Below are 22,958 nucleotides of genomic sequence, written 5' to 3' on the forward strand. Positions count from 1 at the left end.
CACGCCTGCCCGCTGTCCTTCCTCCTCGTACTGGACGTGTGACGCGCGGATGACTTGCGGCGCGGCCAGGGGAATGGTCGGCTCCCGGGCGCTTCGCCCCTCCCAGGGCGGGCGCAGTCCCACCTCGCAGAATCACCCGGACCATGGCTCAACGCCCCCGTGACCCCCTGCCGCTGCGCTGGCACCTGGTGCGGCTCGTGCTGGGTACGCTGCTGCCGGTCACCGCCTTCGCCTGCGGCCTGTTCTTCTTCCTCGCGCGCGCGGAGCGCGAGGCCACCGAGCGGCGCGTGCTCACCTCGGCGCGCGCGCTCGCGGACGCCTTCGACAGCGAGATGGAGAGCTCGCTCCACACGCTCGAGGCGCTGGCCGCCTCCGCCTGGCTCGACGCGAGCGACCTGGAGGGCTTCCGCACGCAGTGCACGCGGGTCCTGAAGACCCAGCGCGGCTGGTTGACGGTCATCCTGCTGTCGCCGGACGGCGTCCCGCTGTTGAACGCAGGGCTCCCCCCGGGCAGCCCGCTGCCGGCCCTCGCGGAGTCGGAGAGCCTGGCCAGGGTGCGGGACACGCTGCGGCCCGTGGTAGGGGACCTGGCCCGGGGACGCGGGGAAAAGAAGCAGCTGGCCGTTCCCATCCGGGTTCCCGTGCTTCGCGACGGTGAGCTGCGCTACGTGCTCACCGCGGTCATCAGCGCCGCCGCATTCCACGAGGTGGTGGGGCGGCAGGACTCGGACGACGTCGAGTGGACGCGCACCCTGGTGGACACCCGGGGCGTCGTGGCCGCCCGCACCCGAGACCCGGCACGCTTCGTGGGGCAGTCCGCGACGGTGCCCTTCCTCCAGCGCACGCGCGGCGCGTTCGAGGGCGTCTACGCGGACCTCTCCATGGAGGGCGAGCCCGTCTACGCGGCGTTCAGCCATTCCGCGTACGGGTGGACCACCACGGTGGTCAGCCCCCGGCGCGTGCTCGATGCGCCCGCGCGGCGCTCGCTGCTGGCGGGGGGCCTGCTCGGGCTCGCCATGCTGCTGCTGAGCGCCGCCGGGGCCTGGGCGTTCTCCCGGCGCATCGGGCGCTCCATCTCCAGCGCCGCGGACGCGGCCGACGCGCTCGCCAGCGGCGCCCCGGTGCGGGTGGAGCCCTCGGAGGTGCGCGAGCTGGCGCGGCTCAACGAGGCCCTCGTGCGCTCCGGGCGGCTGCTCGAGGCGCAGGAGCGCGAGCGTGAAGCCCACCTGGAGGTGGCCGAGGCCGCCCGCGCCGAGGCCATCGCCGCCACCCAGGCCAAGGACGCCTTCCTCGCCATGCTCGGACACGAGCTGCGCAACCCGCTGGCGCCCATCGTCTCCTCGCTGGAGCTGCTGCGCCTGCGCGGGCTGGCGCAGACGCCCGAGCATGAGGTCATCCGCCGCCAGCTGAGCCACGTGGTGCGGCTGGTGGACGACCTGCTCGACCTGGCCCGAATCGTGCGCGGGCAGATGTCGCTGCACCAGGCTCCGCTCGAGCTGTCGGCGGTGGTGACCCGGGCCGTGGAAGTGGTGGCGCCGCTCGTCGAGAAGCGCCAGCACACCCTCGAGGTGGCCGTCCCGTCCACGGGCCTGACGGTGCTGGGCGACCCGGACCGGCTCACCCAGGTGGTGACCAACCTGCTCACCAACGCGACGAAGTACACCCCTCCGGGAGGGAGGCTCCAGATGCGGGCGGAGTCCGGTGCGGACGAGGTCGTCCTCACCGTGACGGACGATGGCGAGGGCGTCGAGCCCGAGCTGGCCGGGCGCATCTTCACGCCCTTCGTGCAGGGGCCGCGCTCGGTGGACCGCGGCGCGGGCGGGCTCGGCATCGGCCTGGCGCTGGTGCACAGCGTGGTGACGGCGCACGGCGGTCGCGTCGCGGTCCACAGTGAAGGCCCTGGGAAGGGCAGCACCTTCACCGTCTGGCTGCCGCGCCACGCCGCCCCGCCCGAGCACCTGGCCGGAGCCTCCCCGACGAAGGACGTCCGTCCGTCCGAGGCCCCCTCCACGGCGCTGCGCGTGCTGGTGGTGGACGACAACGTGGACGCCGCCGAGGCGCTGGCCGACCTGCTGGAGATGTCCGGCTACACCGTGGCCATGGCGCATGACCACCGCCAGGCGCTGCAGCGGCTCGACACCTTCACCCCCGACGTGGCCATCCTGGACATCGGCCTGCCGGAGGTGGACGGCTACGGGCTGGCCGCGCTCATCCGCGAGCGCCTGGGCGCCGCGAGCCCCACCTTCGCCGCCCTCACCGGCTATGGCCAGCACGAGGACCGGCGTCGCAGCGAGGCGGCGGGCTTCCACCACCACTTCGTGAAGCCCGTGCAGCTCGCCGACCTGGTGGCCTTCCTGGAGTCACACCGGCGGCCGCACCGCGGCGCCGCCTGAGCCCGGGGCCCCGACTCAGCCTCGCTTCGCGCGGGGCAGCCGCACCTGGAACACCGTGCCCGTCTCCCGTGTGGAGCGCACCTCGACGCGGCCTCCATGCGCGTTGACGATTTCCTGCACGATGAAGAGGCCCAGCCCTACTCCCTTCAGCGGGTCGCCGCCCTCCTCCGCGCGGGTGAAGGGCTGGAAGAGGCGGGGCAGCAGCGAGGGGGGAATGGGGTTGCCCGCGTTGGCCACCTCCAGCACCACCTCGTCACCGTCGCCGTCTCCCCGCACCTCCACGGGGACGCCCCTCGCGCCGTGTGTGAGGGCGTTGGCGACGAGGTTGCCCACCAACTGCGCCAGCCGGTCCAGGTCCCACTCCCCCACCAGGTCCCCGCGCAGGCCCAGGTGGATGTCCCGGTCCGGGTACGCGGTCACCAGCTCGTCCACGACGATGCGGCAGGCATCGCCCAGGCTCACACGTCGGCGCTGGATGGGGAGCGTGCCCCCCTGGCTCACGCGCGCGAAGTCCAGCAGGTCGCGGATGAGGTGGTCCATCCGCCGCACGCTCATGAGGATGCGGGCCGCGCGCTTGTGCTGCGAGGACTCCGGGTCGCTGTCGCGCAGCAGCATGGTGCTGGACATGGCGATGGCCTGCAGCGGGCTGCGCAGGTCGTGCCCCACGATGCCCATCAGCCGGTCTCGCGTCTCGGCCTCGCGGCGCAGGGCGGCCTGCATCACATGGTGCGCGGTGACGTCGATGGACACCGCCACTCCCGCGAGGGGGCGCCCCTGCGCATCGTGGACCCGTGTGGTGCTGAGGTCGATGTAGCGCGCGTCGCCGTCGCGCATGCGAAGGCGCACCGGCTCACGCAGCACCGTCTCGCCATGCAGCAGCGAGCGCGACAGGGGCCACTCCTCCGGCTGGTAGGGCGTGCCGTCCGGCCTGAAACCCTGGTAGGCGACGTACTCGGGGATGTCCCTTGAAGCCACGAAGGGGTGGCCCCAGATGGTCTCCATCGCCGCGTTGCCCCGGGTGAGCCGGCCACCCGGCTCGGCGAGGACGACACCCACCGGGAGCTGGTCCAGCACGGCCTCCAGCAGGCCCCGCTCTGCGGCAAGCCTGTCCCGGAGCTGCTCGGCCTCCTCGCGGGCGCGGCGCTCGGCGTCGTACAGGCGAGCGCGCTCCAGCGCGAGGGCGCACTGCTGGCCGAGCGACTCCATGAACTGGAGCATCTCCGGCTCGAAGTCCTGCTCCTGCGCGAAGCTGAAGCCGAAGGCACCGAGGGTGCGCCCGTCCACCTTCAGCGGCAGCGCGGCGAAGGCGCGGCCCAGCAGGGTGGGCTCGTCCCTCAGGCCCGGATAGTCCCGGAGGAAGGTCTCCAGGTCCGCATAGAGCACCGGCCGGCCCGTGCGCACGGCCTCGCGGTACATGATGGGCGTGTCCACGGGGAAGCGCTGCCAGGGCGCGAGCGACTCCTCGGAGAAGCCGTGCGCGGCGCGCAGCTCGAACGCGGTGCCATCCTCGCTCAGCAGCACCAGTGAGGCGGAGACGGCGTCGAGCGCCGCGGCCCCCTCACGCACCACCACCTCCGCCAGCGCGTCGGGCAGCAGCACCCGGGACAGCGTGGAAGAAACGGCCGCCAGCCGGTCCGCGCGGGCGCGGGCCTGCCGCGGCGCGGTGATGTCCTGCAGGGTGCCGATGAAGCGCAGGGGCTGCTTGCGCGCATCGAAGTGCACCCGCCCGTGCGCGGACAACCAGCGCTCCCGCGTCACCAGGGGGCCCGCCGCGCGAAACTCGACGTGGAAGCTTCCGTCACCCTCCGGGTCGACCGCCCTCCGCAGGGCCACGTCCAGACAGGGGCGGTCCTCGGGGTGCACACACTCCCGGAGCATCCCGGGCTCGACGGGGTGGCCTGGCGGCAGGCCGAGCAGCTCCAGGCTCCGCTCGCTGAAGCTTCGCTCGCCCGAGGCGAACTCCCGGTCCCAGGTGCCCAGGTCCGCGGCCTCCAGGGCCAGGCGCAGCCGGTCCTCGCTCTCGCGCAGCTTGCGGGCCATGCGCCCGGCTTCCTCCCCCTGGCGCAGCTCGGTGACGTCGGAGACCATTCCCACGTACCCGACAACGCGGCCGTCCGAATCCACGTGCGGCAGGTAGTCCGCCTGCACCACGCGCGTGCCACCGTCCCGGTACGGCATGGCGCGCTCGAAGCGCACCGGCTGCCCGGACAAGGCAGCTCGCAGGTGGGGCAGGACGGCCTGGTACGCGGAGTCGCCCAGCAGCTCGCGCACGCTTCGTCCGAGAACCTGCTCCCGCCTGGTACCGAACCAGCGCTCATACGTCTGGTTGCAGAAGCGGTAGCGCTCCTCCGCGTCCACGTACGCGAGCAGCACGGGCGCGGCGTCCACCGTCACCAGCAGCTTCTCGATGAGGCTCCGGTCGCCCAGCATGCCCCCTTCGCGGGGACGGGCCCGGTCCACCATCAGCAACTGGTCGATGACCTCACGGAGGTGGGAGACGGGCGGGGGGAGGGTCATGACTGGCGGTGAGAGCAGAGCCGTACTGGGGCACAACGCGCTCCACCCGGTTGGATAGTCAGGCTGATTGGCACCTGGCACGGCAATCGGCAAGGACCCCCGTCGCCCTCTGTCCAGCAGTCGGGCAGCGCAGGGCTTCCAGCAAGCAGCGCGGGTTGCGAAGCCGTGTGAGGTGCGACTTTCCGACCTCCCAGGAGTGCGCTGGGAGCGACCCACCCGGAGGCAGCGGCGACACCGGCACCGTCAGGTGAATGGGGTGGGAATCCTGGCGGCTCGCTTCGTTCGGTACGTCAGGAGGGCTCCATACGCTCTCCTTTCCGTGCGGGGGCAGGACTCCCAACGGCATCCGGGCAACGTCCCGAGGAGGCAGCAATGAAGCGAGTGTCCGCATTTTGCGCAGTGATGATGTCGGTGCTCTTCGCAGGCCCCGCGCACGCCGCGCCGACGACGGTGAGCGGCTACGTCTGCTCGGCGACGTACACGCGGCAGAACAACGTCTTCTATGGCAATGGCTGGGTGCAGGTGCAGGTGTACGCCGCGCCGGGCTGCACCGGCGGTGTCGTCGGCACGTACCAGTACCTGGGGTCGGGCGCCTCCAACTCGGGCTACCAGCACAGCGAGGCCGAGCGGCTGCAGCTGTTCCAGCAGGCCAACCAGGCCGCTACCCAGGGCACCCGCGTCAGCCTCTTCATCGAGAGCGTAGGCGGGGCCATCCTCCACACCACCTACTCCGCCAACTGACGGAGGCGGAAGCTCAGCGCCGGGTGACAGGGACTGTGCAGCTCGCGGTCCCTGTCGCCGTGCCGCGCGAGCCGCCGGCCTCCCCGTGACGGCCCGGTGCGCGTCTCGCGACAGCGCGTCTCGGAGCGTCGTGGCACGGTCTCTCGACCTACGACTCCGTGCCGGCCTCCGGCGCCTCCAGCAGCTTGTAGAGCGTCTTGCGGTCCACATCGAGCAGCCGCGCCGCCTCGCTCTTGTTGCCGCCCACGTGCTGGAGCACCTGCGCCGCGTACCGCCGCGACAGCTCCGCGAGGCTGGGCATGTCTCCCGCCAGCCCCGTCAGCTTCTGCGTCGCATCGCCAATGGGCTCCGGGAAGTCCTGCGGCCCCAGCACGCCCGTCACGTTCAGCGCCAGCGCCCGCGCCACCACGTTCTCCAGCTGCCGCACGTTGCCCGGCCAGTCGTAGCCCGTCAGCCGCGTCATCGCCTCGGGCGTCACCACCGGCCGCACCCCGCCCCGCGCGTGCCGCCCCGCGAAGTGCTCCACCAGCGCCGGCACGTCCTCGCGCCGCTCCCGCAGTGGCGGCAGGTGCAGGTGCACCACGTCCAGCCGGTACAGCAGGTCCTCGCGGAACAGCCCCTCCACCACCCGCGCCTTCAGGTCCTTGTTCGTCGCCGCCACCACCCGCACGTCCACCTTCACCGGGACGCTCTCGCCCACGCGGCGAATCTCGCCCTCCTGCAGCACGCGCAGGAGCTGCGACTGCACCTTCATCCCCACGTCGCCAATCTCGTCCAGGAAGAGCGTCCCGCCGCTCGCCTCCTCGAAGACGCCCCGCCGCGCGCCCGAGGCGCCCGTGAAGCTGCCCTTCGCGTGGCCGAACAGCTCGCTCTCCATCAGCGACTCGGTGATGGCCCCACAGTCCACCGGGATGAACGCCCCACCCGCGCGTGGCGAGCGCTTGTGCAGCGAACGCGCCACCATCTCCTTCCCCGTCCCCGTCTCCCCCGTAATCAGCACCGGCACGTTGCTGGCCGCCGCGCGCGCCACGTGCTTGTACACCTCCAGCAGCGCCGGGCTGCGCCCCACCAGCACCAGCGAGGTGCGCTCCACCTGCTTCCGCAGCGAGCGGTTCTCCTCCACCAGCCGCTTCTGCTCCAGCGCCCGCCGCGCCACGCGCAGAATCGCGTCCACGTCGAACGGCTTCGCCAGGTAGTCGAACGCGCCCTGCTGGATGCTGTCCAGCGCGCCCTCGATGTTGCCGAACGCCGTCACCACGATGACCGGCGTGTCCGGCAGGTGCGTCTTCACATCCTGCAGCACCTTCAGCCCATCCCCCGGCTCGGGCATGGCCATGTCCGTCATCACCAGGTCAAACGGCCCCTCCGCCAGTCGCTCCGCCGCGCGCTTCGGGTCCGGCGCCTGCGTCACCGCCCCCAGCGTGCCCAGCAACCGCTGGAGCAAATCCCTGGCCTGGGGGTCATCGTCCACCACGAGGATGCGGGCTGTGCTCATGTGCCGACCTTGCGCATTGCGGAAGCGGCGGACGAAGCCAGCGACTCACCGGTGCCACCCGCCGCCACCGGGCGCACCACGCGGGGAAAGCGCACCACCACCCGCGTGCCCTTCCCTTCCTCCGAGCGCACCACCAGCGTGCCCCCGTGCGCCTCCACCACGCGCTTCGTGGTGGCCAGGCCCAGGCCATGGCCCGGCAGCCCCCGCACCTCCGGCGCGCGGAAGAAGGGCTGGAAGAGCGAGGCCAGCGTCGGCGCCGCCATGCCGATGCCGTTGTCCTCCACCTCCAGCACCACCTCCTGCCCCTCGGTGGCCACCCGCACCTTCACCTTCGGCTCCGGCCGGCCCGCCGTGTACTTCACCGCGTTCGTCAGCAGGTTGCGCGCGCTCACCTGCAGGAGCTGCCCCGGGCAGTCCACCGCCACGCCCGGCTCCAGCTCCCGCTCCAGCGCCACGCCCTGCGCCGCCGCCGTCTGCGCCACCTCCAGCAGCACCGTGGTGACGGCCGTGTCCAGTTCGCCCACCGTGCGCTCTCCTCGCGTGCCCGCGCGACAGAAGCGCAGCAGCGCTTCAATCAGCTCGCCCATGCGCACCGCGCTGGACTCGCACTGCGCCAGCATCTCCAGCGCCTCCGCGTCCTTCACCGCGCCCGTGCGGCGGATGAGCGTCAGGTAGCCCTTGAGCGGCGCCAGCGGCGAGATGAGGTCGTGCGCCACGCGGCGCGTGAAGGAGTCCAGCTCCTGGTTGTGCCGGCCCAGCTCCTCCAGCTGCCCCTGAATCGTGGCGTCCTGGCGCTTGAGCAGCGAGGTGATGTGCCAGCCCACCCCCAGCGACAGCAGCAGCGCCAGCAGCGTGGCGCCCGCGCCCAGGGCGGTGTTGCGCACGCGCAGGTCCGCCAGCCGGCCCACCACCGCGCGCGCCTCGGCCGCGTTCTCCTGGGACAGCGTGCCTGCCAGCGTGTCCAGCTCCGCCGCCAGGGGGCGGATGCGCTCGGCCAGGTGGCGCCGCGCCCGGTCCGCCTCGCGCCGCTGCGAGAAGACGGCCGCCGCCCGCACCTGCCCCGCCAGCCCCTGGCACGCGGCGTTGAAGCGCTGCCACACCGCCTTCTCTCCCGGCGGCAGGTTGCGCGTGTACGCCTCCGACGCGTCGCGGATGTCGCCGAGAATCTCCTCCATCACCGCGTCCGCGGCCCGGCGCTCGTCGTCATCCGTGGCGCGGATGTGCGCCTCAATCGCCGACTCCAGTGACAGCGCGTCCACGCGGATGCGGCCGATGAGGCTCGCGCGCTCCAGCGCCTCCTGCACCAGAGCGTCCACCTGCCGCCCCGTGCGCACCTCCGTCCACAGGGTGAAGGCGGTGACGGCGGACAGCAGGACCACCACGAAGAAGAAACCGGCGCGGTAGCCACGGATGGACTTACGGGAGCTCACGAGGGCCTACTCCTCTACCACGGAGCCCGCCCGTCCTTCAGGGGGTGCCCGTGTTGGCGGCGCCCGGCGGAGGGCCCGGCTCACGGGGAGGCTGCGTGCGCCGCTTCGCGCGCTCCAGCGCGGACTCGTACCAGACGTCCGACAGCTCCTCGTGCATCTCCTTCAGTTCCTTCAGCTCGTTCAGCTGGCGCTCCAGCGTGAGGAGCTGTGCGTTGTGCTCCTCCAGCGCATGCCGGTCCGCCTCCGTGCGCACCAGCTCCTCCAACACCACCGCGCGTCCCTGCTCCGCCTCGGCCCGCTCCAGCGACAGCCGCTCCATGGTGGCTTCGAGCGCCGCCAGCCGCGCCGCCAGCGCCTCGGTGCGCTCACGCTCCGCCTCGTACTCGCGCCGCCAGCGCTCCGTCTCCAGCACCTGGGCGCTCAGCTGCTCGGGAGGGATTCCCGCGCACCCGACTCCCAGCCATGCCACCGCCGTAACGAGCCGCAGGGACCGCATACACCGTCTCTCCCGCGCCGCGGCCACGCGACATGCGCGGCGAAGGACCCGGGCCTGCCACCCAGCGCAACCGGGTGACGCATGCAGCTTGCTCAACTGCTCCGGTGTCGTCAAAGCGACAAGCGCCTGCTTGGGGAGCAGGGCCACACCGTTGGAATGCCAACCGGGGAGTTTCTCCCCAGACCGCGGCCACCAGCGCCCGCGCCCTCCTCTGGGAGCAGCCCTGGCACGCCGGCTGCTCAAGGGACGGCTCACCACAAGCGACGCAATCCAGCGTCGTCCCCCCCGAACGGAGCTTTCCATGAAGACCGTGTTCGCCGCCGCCCTCCTCGCCGCCGCCACCGCGTTCGCCAACACCCCGGCTCCCGCCGCCGCCGCCGTCGAGGCCAAGCCGGCCGCCGCCGCCGAGGCCCCCAAGGCCGAGGCCGCGCCCGCCGCGGAGCAGAAGGCCGAAGCTGCCCCCGCCGCCGCCGAGGCCCCCAAGGCCGAGGCCAAGCCCGCGAAGAAGTCCAAGAAGGCCGCTCCCAAGACGGAGACGGCTGCGGACACCAAGTAATCCGGTTTTACAGCTTCGGTAGCAACAGGCGGGGGTGCCCCATCCAAGGGGGGCGCCCCCGCTGTCTTTTCCGGGTCCAAGCCCACCCACTTCACTCTCCGAAACAGGCACCCACTCGGGGAGAGACATGGGAGTCACATCCACCCCGCCCGGGTCATTTTTCTCGTTACGCACCAGCTCAATTCAATGAGTTTGAGATTTGACAGGGACAGAGGAATCCTGCTTAATGTGACTTCAGAGGATGACAGCCGGTTCCGGTGAGTTCCGGAACTCGGTCCCCCCCACCCCCGTCCTTGCTGGAGATTGCCCCCCAATGATTGAAGCCTTCTCGAAGGTGTCGGAAGCCTCGAAGCTGATGCTGGACAAGGGCCTCTGCGCGAGCACCGGCGGGGAGGCGCTGCGGATGGTGGGCCACGCGCTCGGAGTGGACCGGGCCTACATCTTCGAGAACCGCACCCAGCAGACCTACGGGCGGTTCATCACGGACATGCGCCACGCCTGGGCCGAGGCGCCCACGCCGTCGCCGCTGGCCAACCCGGTGCTGCGCGCCTTCTCCTTCCGGGACTTCGCGCCGGGCTGGGTGGACATGCTGGAGGCGGGCATGGTGGTGGCCTGCCCCACGCGCGACGCGCCGCCGATGATGAAGGACCTGCTGGAGCGCCAGGGAACACAGTCGGTGCTGCTGTGCCCCATCAACCCCTCGCGGCAGCAGTGGTGGGGCGTGGTGGGTTTCGAGGACTGCCGCAAGCCGCGCATCTGGAAGCCCGAGGACATCAGCCTCCTCAAGTCGCTGTCCCGGGCGGTGGCCGCGTCGGTGCGCCACGGGCAGATGCGCTCCTCGCTGGACCAGGTCCGCAACAGCCTGCGGGCGGCCGTGAGCCGCACCCCGGTCTCCGGCCACTGACGGTCGCCCGGTCGCCCGCCTGGGGGGGCGGCGGCGACCCCTGAATGGAGCGGATAGTACGGCGGCGCGTTTCTGCTACCCTGGCGGCCCCCTCGCCTACCGCCATGTCCTCAATCGACCCCACCGCGATCAGCCGGCCACGCACTCCGGACCTCATCAGCGGCTACCACCTCGAGAAGCTGGTCGGTAGCGGCGGCATGGGAGAGGTACACAAGGCCACCCAGCTCTCGCTGGGCCGCACGGTGGCCGTGAAGCTCCTCAACCCGGAGCTGGCGAAGGACCCGGCCTTCATCGCGCGCTTCCAGAAGGAAGCCGCCGCGCTCGCCGCGCTGAGTCATCCCCATATCGTCTCCATCGTCGACAAGGGGAAGACGGAGACCACCTACTACCTGGTGATGGAGTTCGTGGATGGCCCGTCGCTGCGCGAGCTGATCCGCGCGCCGGAGCTGGACGTGCCGGGGGCGCTGCGGCGGATGCTCGAAATCTGCCGGGCCATCGAGTACGCGCATGGCCGCGGCGTCATCCACCGGGACTTGAAGCCGGAGAACATCCTGCTGGACCAGCAGGCCGGCGGCATCGCCAAGGTGTCGGACTTCGGGCTGGCCTCGTTCCTGGCGGATGCCAGTCCGTCCTCGCGCTACGCGCTCACCTCCACGCACGTGTCCATGGGCACGCTGTCGTACATGGCGCCCGAGCAGCGCGTGGACGCGAAGAACGCGGACGCGCGCGCGGACATCTTCTCGCTGGGCGTCATCCTCTATGAGTGGCTCACCGGCGAGGTGCCGCTGGGCACCTTCGATTTGCCCTCTCGCCGCCGTCAGGGGATGGACCCGCGGCTGGACGACATCGTCACCCGGTGCCTCAAGCCGGACCCGGAGGACCGCTACCCGTCGGTGACGGCGCTCATCGCGGACCTCATGGTCCTGGTGCCCGGCAGCCTGGCGTCCATGGCCCCCGTGAAGCTGACGCGCTTCCAGCGCTTCCGCGAGGGCGTGCGCAAGGTGGTGCGGACCACGGTGCGCGTGGCGGCCATGGCGACGGTGGTGGCGTCCGTGGGCGTGCTGGGCCTTGCCTGGTGGAACACCAGCCATCCCCTTCCGCAGGTGCGGCCGGGCTCGGCGTTGACGTCCGGGCTGGGACTCGGGCCACCCTTGAAGACGACCGGCCCCGGGCGCCTGGAGAACGGCCACGAGAAGCGCGCGGTGTCCGTGGGGGATGGGCCGAACGACGGGGTGGCACTGGTGGTCGCGGGCCGGCTGGTGAGCTTCGAGGAGAAGACGCTCGTCTTCCCGCCAGCGGACGGCCAGTCCCGCGTGGGGCGTACCCACGTGGACGTGACGCCGCGCATGGCGGGCGACATCGCCTCGCTCAGCGCGCGCGTGCGGACGGACACCCCCGAGAAGACGTGGGCAGACCATGCGCTTGCCATGGTGGGCAGGGCTCCTCCGCAGCCGGCGTCGGCGCTGCTGTTGATGGGCAGTGACAGCCGCTACGTGGCGCTCATCCACAAGGGCCCCGACACTCCTCTGGAGCTGGAGTGGTCGCTGGGAGAGCGCACCGGCACCATGCTGGGCCTGGCGGCGCCGGAAGGCGAAGCGGTGCTGGAACTGAAAGTGGACGCGGAGGGCATCCTCCGGGCGTACGTGGGCAAGGGCAGGGACCAGCGCGCCATCGCCGAGCCCCTCACCCTGGGGCCCGGCTGGATGGAACACTTCGGCGACGCGCCGCCCGAACCCGGCTTCGGCTGCATCGAAGGCACCTGCCGCGCCGAGGGGTTCACCTATACCGTGCGGCAGTCGCCGCCCCCGGGCACAACGGCCCCGGTGCCGCCGACGCCCGTGGTGAGGGCGGTGGCGGCCAACACGGTGCCCGCCAAGGCCGTGACGCCCAAGAAGGCGCCGCCGCCTCCGCCGCCCAAGAAGCAGCCCGTCAAGGCCCCCCCGAAGGGCGGCAAGAAGCGGTAACGGGCGCCAAGCGCCCGCATCGGACATCTCGACGCAGGGGAATATGGCCACCCACGAGGGATTGCATTATCCCTCGGCCCTCCTATGCGCATTTTCCGTCGCGGACTCGCCGCGCTCGCCTTCGTCGCCGCCCTGTCGGGCTGCCCCAAGTCTTCCTCCTCCGTCACGCCCCACGTCCTGGAGTCCGCTGCGGAGCGGGCCGAGAAGGGCTCCGACGAGGCCCGCACGCTCGCGCTCGCGGGCTTCCACTCGTACCTGGTGAAGGGTGACGCCGCGCTGGCGCAGCAGCGCTTCGACTCCGCGGTGGCGAAGGACGCGGGCGACGTCTACGCGCTGGCCGGTCAGCACCTGATGGCGCGGCGCGCGGGCAAGGTGGACCGGGCGCTGGCGGCCTCGCTGGAGCTGGCCGCCCGCGCTCCCCGGCACCCGCTGGCGGTGCCCGCGGCGCGGTACGTGCTCGAGTCGGTGGGGACGTCGCGCGCGCAGGACGACGACATCCTCAAGGGCGTGGAGCGGGCGCTGGCGGCGGGCGCGGAGGGCGAGACGGCCTACCTGCTGCGCGGCGCGCGCCTGTCCGTGCACGTGGTGCGGGGCGACGCGAAGGCGCGGGACGCGACGCTGCGCGAGCTGGGCGGCGCGGGCGAGGCGTCGCTGGTCGGCCCCTTCTCCCCCTTCCACGTGCTGGCCTGGGACGAGCAGGACCCTGTGCGCAAGGACGGCTCGGTGACAGGCCCCTTCCCCAGCCCCTTCGGTCCGCTCCCCGTGCGCACGCTGCGCGCGCCGGACGGCCGCTTTGATTTGGGCGGCGAGCCCGGCGAGGGCGACCTGTACCTGCTGGCCATCGACGCGGAGGTGACGGAGCCGGGCGCGTACGTGGTGCGCTCGGTGAGCGGCACGTCGCACCAGGTGCTGCTGGACGGGACGCCGCTGATGGAGCGCCGAGGCTGGGCGCGCGCCACCTCCACCGTCTCCGCGCGCACCGTGGACCTGCCCGCCGGCAAGCACCGCTTCCTCATCCGCCAGCTCAAGGCCGGCACCTCGGGCGTGCTCACCCTCTCCCTGCTTCGCGTGGATGGGCGGCCCTCCGGCGTGCGCTTCACCGCGGCCTCCGGGCCCGCACCCCAGCCGTGGGGCAAGGGGCCGAGCGGCTCCGAGGAGACGCCGGGCGTCTACCCCACGACGGAGTCCCTGAAGGTCGCGCTGCAAGGCGAGGCCGGAGACCTGCTGGCCACGGTGCTCGCGGCGCGCGACGGCCTGGCGAGGGACCCGGACGGCGCGCGGCGGCTGATGTCGGCGGTGGAGGCCACCACCCCGGGCCTGATGGCGCTGCGCGCCGAGTCGGCGGCCGCGGACCGCACCGTGCCCAGCAAGGTGGCGAAGGGCCGGGCCACGCGAGACCTCGAGTCCGTGCTGTCGAAGGACCCGGGCAACGTGGCCGCGCTGCTCGTGCGCGCGGACCTCTTCCTGGATGACGGGCAGCCGGCGGCGGCGATGGAGACGCTGAAGTCGGTGGACGCGACGAAGGGCCCCGTCCCCCACCTCGTGTCCCTGCTGCGGGCGCGCGCGGCGCTGGCGCTGGACGTGGAGGCGCTGGCGGAGGAGTCCCTGGAGGCCGCGCTGGAGGTGCAGCCGGGCCTGTGTGAGGCGCTGGGGCTCCAGTACAGCCTGGCGCGCCGGCGTGACGCGGTGGAGCGCGGGGACGCACTGGTGGAGGCGCAGCGCGGCTGCCCCGGCACCGCGGCGCGCGAGGCCGAGCACGCGCGCACCCGGGGCGACATGGAGACCGCGGCGAAGCTGTACGCGGAGCTGCTGACGCGAGACCCCAGCAGCGTGAGCACCGGCACGTCGCTGGCCAACATCTACGTGTCCCTGCGCCGCTACGACGACGCGACGGCGGTGCTGCGTGAGCTGGCGAAGGTGTGGCCGCGCAGCGCGGAGCTGGTGAAGCGGATGGCGGACGTGCGCGAGTACGCGGGCCAGCCGGCCGAGGCGCTGGCGCTGCGGGAGAAGGCGCTGACCCTGGAGGGCGAGGACCTGTCGCTGCGCCGCGCGGTGGAGCGGGCGAAGACGGGCCGCGAGCTCTTGCAGGAGTTCGCCATCGACGGACGGGAGGCCATCCGCGCGTACGAGGCGGAGCCCATCGGCGGCGGCAGCGCGGCGGCCTTCGTGCTGGATGCGGCCGCGGTACGGGTGTACCCGGACGGCAGCATCGTCAACCGCATCCACACGGTGCAGAAGGCGCTGGAGCAGTCCGGCGTGCAGGACATCGCCGAGGTCACCGTGCCCCGCGGCGCGCAGGTGCTGTCGCTGCGCACGCTGAAGGCGGACGGACGGGTGCTGGAGCCGGAGAACATCGAGGGCAAGGACACGGTGAGCCTGCCGGGCGTGGCGGTGGGCGACTACATCGAGGTGGAGTACCTGCTGGCGGAGGGCCCTCGCGGCCCCGCGCAGCCGGGCTTCACGGCGTCCGCGTTCTACTTCCAGATTGCCAACCAGCCGAACGCCTGGACGACCTACACGGTGGTGGCGCCCAAGGGCGTTGGGATGAAGGTCGACGCGCACGGGATGAAGGCGCCCGCGCCGAAGGTGAATGGGGACGTGGAGGTCTTCCACTACGAGGCGCGCCGGGTGCCGCCGTTCATCGCGGAGCCGGATTCGCCGCCGTCGAGCAACGAGTACCTGCCCTTCGTCATCGTGGGCGCCGGCGCCACGGGCAACGACGGGCTGGTGCGCATCTACGGCGACGTGTTCCAGGACCGGTGGATGCGCACGTCGGAGGTGGAGGCCTTCGCGCGCAAGGCGGCGGAGGGCAAGGAGGGGCTGGAGGCGGTGAAGGCGCTGCACGCGGCGGTGATGCAGCGCTTCTCCGGGCGGGACTCGGGGCTGGGGCAGTCCGCGGCGTCCACGCTGTCACAGGACCGGGGCAGCCGGCTGATGCTGATGAAGGCGGGGCTGGAGACGCTGGGGATTCCGTCGCGGGTGGTGGCCATCCGCACGTTCAACACGGACCCGGCGCCCTACCTCTTCCCGCAGGACAGCCTGCTGCCGTTCGCCGCGCTGCGGGTGGAGGTGCCGGGGAGCGAGCCGGTGTGGGTGGACACCTCGGTGCGCTTCGGTCCCTTCGGCGAGCTGCCGGAGACGGCCATGGGCGGGCTCGAGGCGTACCTGCTGCCGGAGCCCGGCCGCACGCTGGAGAAGGTGGCGACGCCGGCGATGAAGGAGGCGCCCGGCAAGGAGGTGCGGCTGTCGCTGAAGCTGGCGGCGGACGGGCAGCTCACCGGCAAGGGCGAGGAGACGTACTCGGGCTTCGAGGCGGCGCAGATTGCCGAGGCGTTCAGCCAGCTGTCGGCGGAGAGCCGCAACCAGGCGCTCCAGGGCGCGGTGGCGCGGTACTTCGGCGGGGCATCGCTGTCGAGCGTGAAGCTGGACCACCAGGAGCAGGTGGGCGCTCCCTTCGTGCTGCGCTACGAGTTCACCGTGCCGCGCTTCGGGCGGATGGAGGGCGACACGCGGATGGCGCTGGGGCCCCTCACCTTCCCGGCGCAGCTGGGCCGGCGCTACGTGCAGCTGAGCACGCGCAGCACGCCGCTCTACATCGACAACACGGAGGCCAGCCGCACGCAGGTGACGCTGGAGATGCCGAAGGGCTGGAGGCTGGCGGACCCGCAGGCGTCACTCAACGTGGAGACCGTCTTCGGCCGGTTCACCCGCGCGGAGAAGCAGGAGGGCGGCACGCTCACCATCAACGAGTCGCTGCGGCTGCCTCGCAACCGCGTCGCGCCGAAGCAGTATGAGCAGTTCTCCGGCTTCACCGGCGACGTGGACCTCATCCAGACCCGCGAGCTGGTGCTGGTGAAGCAGTAGGCGCCTGGTCGGGCTGGGGCACGGCCGCCTCCAGGAGGCTGACGACGGCTGCGTGGCCCTCGGCGCGGGCCACGTCCAACGGCGTTTGCTTCAGGTCGTTCCTGGCGAACGGGTCCGCGCCCGCGGACAGCAGCGCCGACACCAGGTCCTCCAGCCCGCGCAGGGCCGCCAGGTGCAGCGGGGTGAACTCCAGCGGGCCCCTCGCGTGGGGACTCGCCCCGCGAGCCACCAGCAGCGCGGCCAGCGCGGTGCGCTTGTACGCCAGCGCCAGCATCAGCGGCGTCTGTCCCAGGCAGTCCACCGCATCCACCGCGCAGCCGAGCTCCAGCAGCCGCCGCGCCACCTCCACCGAGCCGGAGCGCGCCGCCACCTCGTGCAGCGCGGTGAGCCCCCGCTCGTCCACCGCGTTCCAGTCCACGCCCTTCTCCAGCAGCACCTCCAGCACCGCGAGCTGCCCGGCCCCACAGGCGAAGTGCAGGCTGGTGGCGCCCGGCCGGGCCGGCACCCTGTCCGACGTGGCCAGCCGCGCCCGCTGATTCACCTCCACACCCAGCTCCAGGAAGCGCCTCACCAGGTCCACGTGGCCTTGCAGCGCCGCCACGTGCAGCGCGCCCTGCCCCCAGCCGTCGATTCCCGCCGGGTCCACCCCGCGCGCCAGCAGCAGCTCGACGATGGCGCCGCTGCCCTGGGACGCCGCGGCCTGGAGCGGCCCGCGCAGGGACGCCCTGGCGGCGGCGAGCGCCTCCGGCTTGCGGCGCAGCAGCGCCTCCACCCGGGCAGCGTTCCCCTGGCGGATGGTCGCCAACAGATCCCTCCGGGAGCGGAGGGTGCGGTAAACAAGCAGGGACAGGACCACCAGGGCCACCACGGCGGCGACAAGGTACATGCCGGCAGTTTCTTCTGAATTCAGAGACTTGCAACAGGAGGAGGGGGCGCGACGACCTCCCCTCCCTCCAGGGGCCGTACGCCCCGGCCGCCAGCCCCCCCCTGGCTGCCCCCACAAACGCCGTCGGAGAGTGAATAGACGGAGGCGGCGTCCGTCCTCACCTTCGTGCCAGGACCCGGGGTGCCCCTTCCCTGGCCTGGAGCGGAACGTGTTCCGCACTCAACGGAGAATGACTTCATGACTCCTCGATTCTGGGTCTGCCTGGTGGCCTTGCTGGCGGCGCCGGTGGTGCATGGACAGACGAGCCCGCTCCCCGCCCAGGACCCCGAAGCCCAGGGTTACGAGGAGTACGACGGCGCCTACGACGGCACGGAGCCCGAGGAGGAGGACGTCCCCACCGCGCCCTACGCGCCCCCCGAGCTGCCTCAGGAGAATCCCCCGGCCCGGCCCTTCGCGGGCGCCGTGTGGGCCTCCGGCCACTGGTACTGGGACGGCAGCGAGTGGCGCTACAACGCGGGCACGTGGCTGGCCGCGATGCCCGGCTACCGGTTCATCAACGGCTACTGGGAGCAGGACAGCCAGGGCTGGCGCTGGGTGACCGGCGGCTGGGCCCGGCCCGACTCGACGATGGTGGAGATTCCCGTCGCCCCCACGAGCGAAGCGCTCTCCACCACCCAGGCGCCGCCGGCACTCCAGGTCGAAGCGCCGCCGCCGGCTCCTGCTCCGGACCTCACGTGGACGCCCGGCTACTGGTACTGGTCCGGTGACAACTGGGCCTGGGTGGGTGGCACCTGGGTGGAGCCGCCCCAGCCGAACCTGGTCTACGTCGCGCCCAGGTGGACCCGGCGCGGACCGTCCTGGTTCTTCTCGTGCGGCGGCTGGGCGGTCCGAGGCTCGGTCCGCGTCACCGTCCCCGTCTACCGCCACGCGAGCATCAGCGTGAGGTGGGGCCACCCCTACTACTTCGCCCATTCCTGGCGCCGCTATCCGGTGGTGCGCCACTACGAGTACGGGGGCCACCACGGCTACCGCTACCGGGACGGTGGGTATCGCAACCGCGACTCCGGGTACCGGTACCGGGACACCGGCTATCAGCACCGGGGCACCGGCTATCAGCACCGGGACAACGGCTACAGGCACCGCGACACCGGCTATCAGCACCGGGACAACGGCTCCCGGCAGCGGGACAATGGCTCCCGGCAGCGTGATAACGGCTACAGGGGCCGGGACCAGGGACGCGGGCGGGAGTCACGCCAGCACTCCGCGTCTCCCGGGGGCACTCACTCCCGGAACCGTGGCGACCGTCGCTGAGCACCACAAGGCCTCACACTGTTGGCGAGTGACTCGCCCGGGCGCTCAAGCAGGCATGAGCGTCCGGGCGATGTGCTTGACGTACTCCGCCCGGGCGCGGCTGGAGCTGAGCGTCTCCGGGCTGGCGATGGCGAGATGCAGGAGCCCCACGTACGTGGAATACGCCTGCAGGGCCCAGTTGCGCGCCTCGCGGGCCGGCAGGCCGAGCGCCCGATACAGCTTCACCAGGTAGTCGATGCGCTGCTCCGACACCCGCGCGAGGACCGGCTGGATGCGCGGGTCCGCCGCAGCCCCTGCGACGATGGCGACTTCAATCTTCCCGTGCGGGTCGGCCTCGAACGTCAGCGCCAGCAGCTGGCTCAGACGCTCCCTCGGGTCCGGCAGGGACTCCAGCCGGGCGATGACTCCGGTGGTGGCCAGCTGCTCCCAGCGAGCAAGCGCCGCCTGGAGCAGCTCCGCGCGGTCTTTGAAGTGCCAGTAGAAGCCCCCCTTCGTCACCCCGAGCTTCCGGGCCAGCCGCTCCACCGAGAGCGCCTCGACACCGTCCGCGAGGCTCCACAGGGCGCCATCCGCCCAGTCCTCCGCCGTGAGGCCCGGGCCCCGGCGCTGCTTGCGGATGTCGTCGAGACTGCGGAAGGGCGCGGGCTGCGCCGGACGGGAAGAAGCGCGGCTCATCGTTGCCCCCAGTCTGGCGGACCCCTTCCCTGGCGTCCAGCGCGGCGTCCCTGTCTGCCCTGGCCTATACGGTGGCGTATCGCGATACGGGACCGTATCCGATAGACAGGAAGCGAGGCCGCGCATGCAAGTGACGACGGGGACGTTGCTGATGCTCACCGGAGGGCTTCACCAGGCGGTGGGCCTGGTGCTCTTCCGGCAGCCGCTGCTGGAGATGGTGCGAGCAGGCGTTTTCGACAGCGTGGGAGAGGACACCAGCGTCCGAGCGGCGGCCTTCTGGTTCCTGGCGATGGGCTGGGGCCTCATCTTCATGGGAGCGCTGCTCCGCCACCTCGAGCGCGAGCTGGACCGCCCGCCACCCGCGAGCTTCGGCTGGGGCCTGCTCGGCATGGCGCTCTTCTGCGTGGTGCCCATGCCCATCACCGGAGCGTGGGTCCTCTTCCCGCTCGGCCTGCGGGTGCTGTTCCAGGCCCGAACGTCCACGCCGCTGCCGGAGGTGCTGCGCCCCTTCGCCGAGGGCGCGGACCACGTGGACGTGAAGACGGTGGAGTCGGAGGCCTCGCTTCGCGCCTTCCTCGCCGGGCTGCTGTCGTACCAACCCGCGTGGGTGACGGCCCTGTACGGGGTGCGCGCCGTCTTTGTCCGGCTGCTCGGGATGCGCCAGCACGGCATGCCTCGGCCTCAGCGCGCGCGCCCGGAAGACATCCCCATGGTGCCGGGCAGCGCCGCCTCGTTCTTCACGGTGCGCCATGCCGAAGAGGAGCACGTCTGGGTGGTGAGCGCGGCGGACACGCACCTGGACGCCACCCTGGCCGTCGTCATGGAGCCTACCGGAGGGCCCCGGCGGCGCTTCCACGTCGTGACGCTGGTGCACTACCGGAAGTGGACGGGGCCGGTGTACTTCAACGTCATCCGGCCCTTCCACCACCTGGTGGTCGGCGGCATGGCACGTAACGCCGCGAGCCCCCTGCGCACGGCGTGAGCCGGCGAGCCTGGCTTGCGACGCACGGGGTTCCGGGTCAGGGAGGCAGCCCCACCGCGAGCGCCTCCCGGATGTTGGCGGCCGTGTACCCTGTGCCCCAGATGGCATTGACCACCGCCGCCACCCACTCGGCTCCGGCGACCACCCTGCCGCTGGACGGCTCGAACAGCAGCACGCGCGCGTCGGCAAGCTCGCGGAGCCGGGGCGCCACGGCGCTCACGTCGTAGCCGTACCACTGGAGCACTCGCACGTCCCACATCCAGGTCGCCAGCGTCACCTCCGTGAAGGGGACGACGAGGAACTGGGTGGGGCGGCCCAGCTCCGTCAGCAGGTAGCCCAGGGACACCGTCTGGACGACGCTCCAGTACGCCGACGTCAGCGGGCCGTGCGAGAGGTCCCGGGTGTTCCAGTCGACAGGGTCCCAGTGCTGGAAGTAGAGCGCCGACATCCGCGAGCCCATCAGCGCCGACAGCGTCTGCGTCTGCTCCACCGGCACCAGGGTGTCCCAGTCCTCGTGGAGGACGAGGAAGGGAACGCTCAGCGTCGAGGCGAGGTGCTCCCGGGTCCACCGGCTGTAGTCCGTACCCGGAGCGCCCGGCGCGCCGCCGGTGGTGGCGAAGATGCGGCGCAGGTAGGGCTCGAAGAACGTCGCGTACTGTCCCCGCAGCGTCGGGTCCGTCACCCGCGTGGGGAGGACGTTGAAGAGGTACTCCACCTCCCGCGCGAAGTCGGAGAGCGGGAACAGGGCCACGCCCACCTTCGGGCGGGACCCGGCCGGGGCATCCGCCGCGGCGTACAGCGCCTCGAAGCCGCCCCAGGAGCCGCCGTGGATACCGATGCGCGAGCGGTCCACTCCCGGAGCCTGGGCGAGGAAGCTCATCCCCGCGTGCATGTCGTCCCGGTCGTTCTGGAGGTTGCCGCCCGCGTAGAAGCGGCCGAAGACGGCGAGCACACCGAAGTCGTGGAACAGATAATAGAAGGCCTCCGCCGTGATGAACTCGGGAGGACTGAGCGAGTAGGCGATGGCCGAGGAGCCGGCGTGGTAGTGCGGCTCGCTGTCGTCGGGGTGGATGCCGGGTCCGCGTGCGGCCCACTTCGCGTCCACCGCCTCCCCCGTCCAGGAGATTCCGTCGTAGGGGCGCGTGAGCATCATCGTCGGCGAGACGCCCGGGTTCCGGGGCGGGAACCACTGGGCATACGTGGGCGCCTTGCCGGGTTCCTGCAACCGCAGGAGCTGGTACTGCCAGAGCTGGCCTCCGGCCTCGGCCTGTCCCGTGCCGAGCACCGTCACCATCAACCCGGTACTCGCGGCATCGGACCGGGCCGGCCCTCCCAGGAGGGCCAACCCCAGAATCGTCAGTAGGAAGAAGCGCATGCTCCTCAGACACCGCGAGGGGCGATTACAGAAAGCGAGCCCGGCGGATTCTCCGGGTGCGCCGCGCTACTTCGACGAAGCGGGCCGCGAAGGGCCCTTACAGCAAGGGGGCCTGCGGATTCCTGACGTGCGCCGCGCTACTTCGACGAGGCGGGCTGCGGCGGGTCCTTGAAGATGGACACGTGGGGCTGGCCATCCTCGCCCATGTAGCCGCGGTACATGCCGCTGGAGTTGAAGGGCATGGCCACATTGCCCTGACGGTCCATGGCGATGATGCCGCCCTCGCCGCCGGCCTTCACCAGCACGTCGTTGACGACAAGGTTGGCGGCCTCGGGCAGGGGCAGTTCCTGGTACTCCACGCGGGCGCAGATGTCGCGCGCCACCGTGTAGCGGATGAAGAACTCACCATGGCCCGTGGCGGAGACGGCGCAGCGCGGGTCGGCATAGGTGCCGGCGCCGATGATGGGCGCGTCCCCCACCCGCCCGTAGCGCTTGTTCGTCATGCCTCCGGTGGACGTGCCCGCCGCGAGGTTGCCGGCCTGGTCCAGCGCCACCGCGCCCACGGTGCCGAACTTGTGGTCCCCCGTCACCGGGTCATACCCGGGCGGGAGCGCGGAAGACGGCTGTCCCGGAGGCGCCGCCTGCTGCTGCTCGCGCTCCTTCTGCAGCGCGCGCTGGAGCCCCTGCCAGCGCTCCTCCGTGTAGAAGTACTTCGCGTCCACCAACTCCAGGCCCTGGGCCTTCGCGAAGGTCTCCGCGCCCTCGCCAATCATCATCACGTGCGGTGACTTCTCCATCACCCGCCGCGCCAGGTCGATGGGGTTCTTCACGTGCCGCAGGCCCGCCACCGAGCCGGCCATGCGCGTCGTCCCATCCATGATGGCGGCATCCAGCTCATTGACGCCGTCGTGGTTGAAGACGGCGCCCTTGCCGGCGTTGAAGTGCGGCGAGTCCTCCAGCACGCGGATGGCGGCGGACACCGCGTCCAGGCTGCTGCCGCCCTTCGCCAGCACGGCATGGCCCGTCTGGAGCGCCTGGGTGAGCACGGCGCGGACCGCGGCCTCGCGCTCAGGGGAGAGGTTCTCCCGGGAGATGACGCCCGCGCCGCCGTGGATGACGAGGCCCCACTTCGGCTTCGTGGCGGGCGTGTCATCGGTGGAGATCCGGGACGACTCCACGCGGGCCGACTCGACGCTGGTACAGCCCACGGGGCCGAGGAGCAGCGCGGTGCCCGCGATGAGTCCGCGGTGAAGGGGAGAGAGCGAGCTGAGCATTCGGGGGGACCTCCGGAAGCATCCAAGGGGACGAGGACCACGCGTCATCAACCGCAACCGTCTGGACGGAGCGCACTCCACCCGCTGTCACCAGT

The 22,958-nt window shown here is 71.9% G+C and carries 16 protein-coding genes; 8 read left to right on the forward strand and 8 right to left on the reverse strand.

Annotation, left to right across the window (positions count from 1 at the left end; translation table 11 throughout):
• Positions 1-143: 143 nt before the first annotated feature.
• Entirely contained in the window at positions 144-2,393 is a 2,250-nt protein-coding gene (locus G4D85_RS03520; RefSeq protein WP_164007826.1) for a hybrid sensor histidine kinase/response regulator, read from the forward strand.
• 15 nt (positions 2,394-2,408) lie between these two features.
• On the opposite strand, the gene G4D85_RS03525 is transcribed toward G4D85_RS03520, so the two are convergent.
• Entirely contained in the window at positions 2,409-4,910 is a 2,502-nt protein-coding gene (locus G4D85_RS03525; protein ID WP_164007828.1) for a PAS domain-containing sensor histidine kinase, read from the reverse strand.
• 372 nt (positions 4,911-5,282) lie between these two features.
• Here G4D85_RS03525 and G4D85_RS03530 point away from each other — a divergent pair, with 372 nt between their 5' ends.
• The gene (locus G4D85_RS03530) at positions 5,283-5,651 is read left to right on the forward strand and encodes a hypothetical protein (RefSeq protein WP_164007830.1); all 369 of its coding nucleotides are present in this window, start codon (positions 5,283-5,285) and stop codon (positions 5,649-5,651) included.
• Between the two features lie 148 nt (positions 5,652-5,799).
• On the opposite strand, the gene G4D85_RS03535 is transcribed toward G4D85_RS03530, so the two are convergent.
• The 3 genes from G4D85_RS03535 to G4D85_RS03545 are packed head-to-tail and all read right to left on the reverse strand — an operon-like array spanning position 5,800 to position 9,072.
• Positions 5,800-7,146, reverse strand: coding sequence for a sigma-54-dependent transcriptional regulator (locus G4D85_RS03535; RefSeq protein ID WP_164007832.1), 1,347 nt, complete (start codon positions 7,144-7,146; stop codon positions 5,800-5,802).
• Complete coding sequence (locus tag G4D85_RS03540) at positions 7,143-8,576, reverse strand: sensor histidine kinase (protein ID WP_164007834.1); 1,434 nt, start codon at positions 8,574-8,576, stop codon at positions 7,143-7,145. The genes G4D85_RS03535 and G4D85_RS03540 overlap by 4 nt, the downstream gene beginning before the upstream one ends.
• A 37-nt stretch (positions 8,577-8,613) precedes the next feature.
• Positions 8,614-9,072, reverse strand: coding sequence for a hypothetical protein (locus G4D85_RS03545; protein ID WP_164007836.1), 459 nt, complete (start codon positions 9,070-9,072; stop codon positions 8,614-8,616).
• A gap of 301 nt (positions 9,073-9,373) precedes the next feature.
• Here G4D85_RS03545 and G4D85_RS03550 point away from each other — a divergent pair, with 301 nt between their 5' ends.
• The 4 genes from G4D85_RS03550 to G4D85_RS03565 all read left to right on the forward strand — a co-directional run bounded on the left by G4D85_RS03550 (position 9,374) and on the right by G4D85_RS03565 (position 16,360).
• Complete coding sequence (locus tag G4D85_RS03550; protein WP_164007837.1) at positions 9,374-9,628, forward strand: hypothetical protein; 255 nt, start codon at positions 9,374-9,376, stop codon at positions 9,626-9,628.
• Between the two features lie 313 nt (positions 9,629-9,941).
• The gene (locus G4D85_RS03555) at positions 9,942-10,532 is read left to right on the forward strand and encodes a GAF domain-containing protein (protein WP_164007839.1); all 591 of its coding nucleotides are present in this window, start codon (positions 9,942-9,944) and stop codon (positions 10,530-10,532) included.
• A gap of 104 nt (positions 10,533-10,636) precedes the next feature.
• The gene (locus G4D85_RS03560; RefSeq protein WP_164007841.1) at positions 10,637-12,496 is read left to right on the forward strand and encodes a serine/threonine-protein kinase; all 1,860 of its coding nucleotides are present in this window, start codon (positions 10,637-10,639) and stop codon (positions 12,494-12,496) included.
• Positions 12,497-12,580: 84 nt separating this feature from the next.
• Positions 12,581-16,360: a DUF3857 domain-containing protein gene (locus G4D85_RS03565; protein ID WP_164007843.1), complete on the forward strand. Its 3,780-nt coding sequence runs from the start codon at positions 12,581-12,583 to the stop codon at positions 16,358-16,360.
• Here the strand turns inward: G4D85_RS03565 and G4D85_RS03570 are convergent.
• The gene (locus G4D85_RS03570) at positions 16,323-17,246 is read right to left on the reverse strand and encodes an ankyrin repeat domain-containing protein (RefSeq protein WP_164007845.1); all 924 of its coding nucleotides are present in this window, start codon (positions 17,244-17,246) and stop codon (positions 16,323-16,325) included. The two genes, G4D85_RS03565 and G4D85_RS03570, sit on opposite strands and share 38 nt — an antisense overlap.
• A gap of 237 nt (positions 17,247-17,483) precedes the next feature.
• On the opposite strand from G4D85_RS03570, the gene G4D85_RS03575 reads away from it, so the two are divergent.
• Positions 17,484-18,557: a YXWGXW repeat-containing protein gene (locus G4D85_RS03575; RefSeq protein WP_164007847.1), complete on the forward strand. Its 1,074-nt coding sequence runs from the start codon at positions 17,484-17,486 to the stop codon at positions 18,555-18,557.
• A gap of 45 nt (positions 18,558-18,602) precedes the next feature.
• Here G4D85_RS03575 and G4D85_RS03580 read toward each other — a convergent pair whose 3' ends face one another.
• Positions 18,603-19,232 (reverse strand): TetR/AcrR family transcriptional regulator, encoded by a 630-nt coding sequence (locus G4D85_RS03580; protein ID WP_164007849.1) that lies wholly within the window; start codon positions 19,230-19,232, stop codon positions 18,603-18,605.
• A gap of 124 nt (positions 19,233-19,356) precedes the next feature.
• Between G4D85_RS03580 and G4D85_RS03585 the strand changes: the two genes are divergently transcribed.
• A complete protein-coding gene (locus G4D85_RS03585; RefSeq protein WP_164007851.1) occupies positions 19,357-20,214 on the forward strand; it encodes a DUF6463 family protein in 858 nt (285 codons plus the stop codon).
• Positions 20,215-20,251: 37 nt separating this feature from the next.
• Here the strand turns inward: G4D85_RS03585 and G4D85_RS03590 are convergent, their stop codons facing one another.
• The gene (locus G4D85_RS03590; RefSeq protein ID WP_164007853.1) at positions 20,252-21,589 is read right to left on the reverse strand and encodes an alpha/beta hydrolase family protein; all 1,338 of its coding nucleotides are present in this window, start codon (positions 21,587-21,589) and stop codon (positions 20,252-20,254) included.
• Between the two features lie 137 nt (positions 21,590-21,726).
• A complete protein-coding gene (locus tag G4D85_RS03595) occupies positions 21,727-22,863 on the reverse strand; it encodes an isoaspartyl peptidase/L-asparaginase family protein (RefSeq protein WP_164007855.1) in 1,137 nt (378 codons plus the stop codon).
• Positions 22,864-22,958: the final 95 nt, after the last annotated feature.

It is taken from the genome of Pyxidicoccus trucidator (assembly GCF_010894435.1).
GTDB lineage: Bacteria > Myxococcota > Myxococcia > Myxococcales > Myxococcaceae > Myxococcus > Myxococcus trucidator.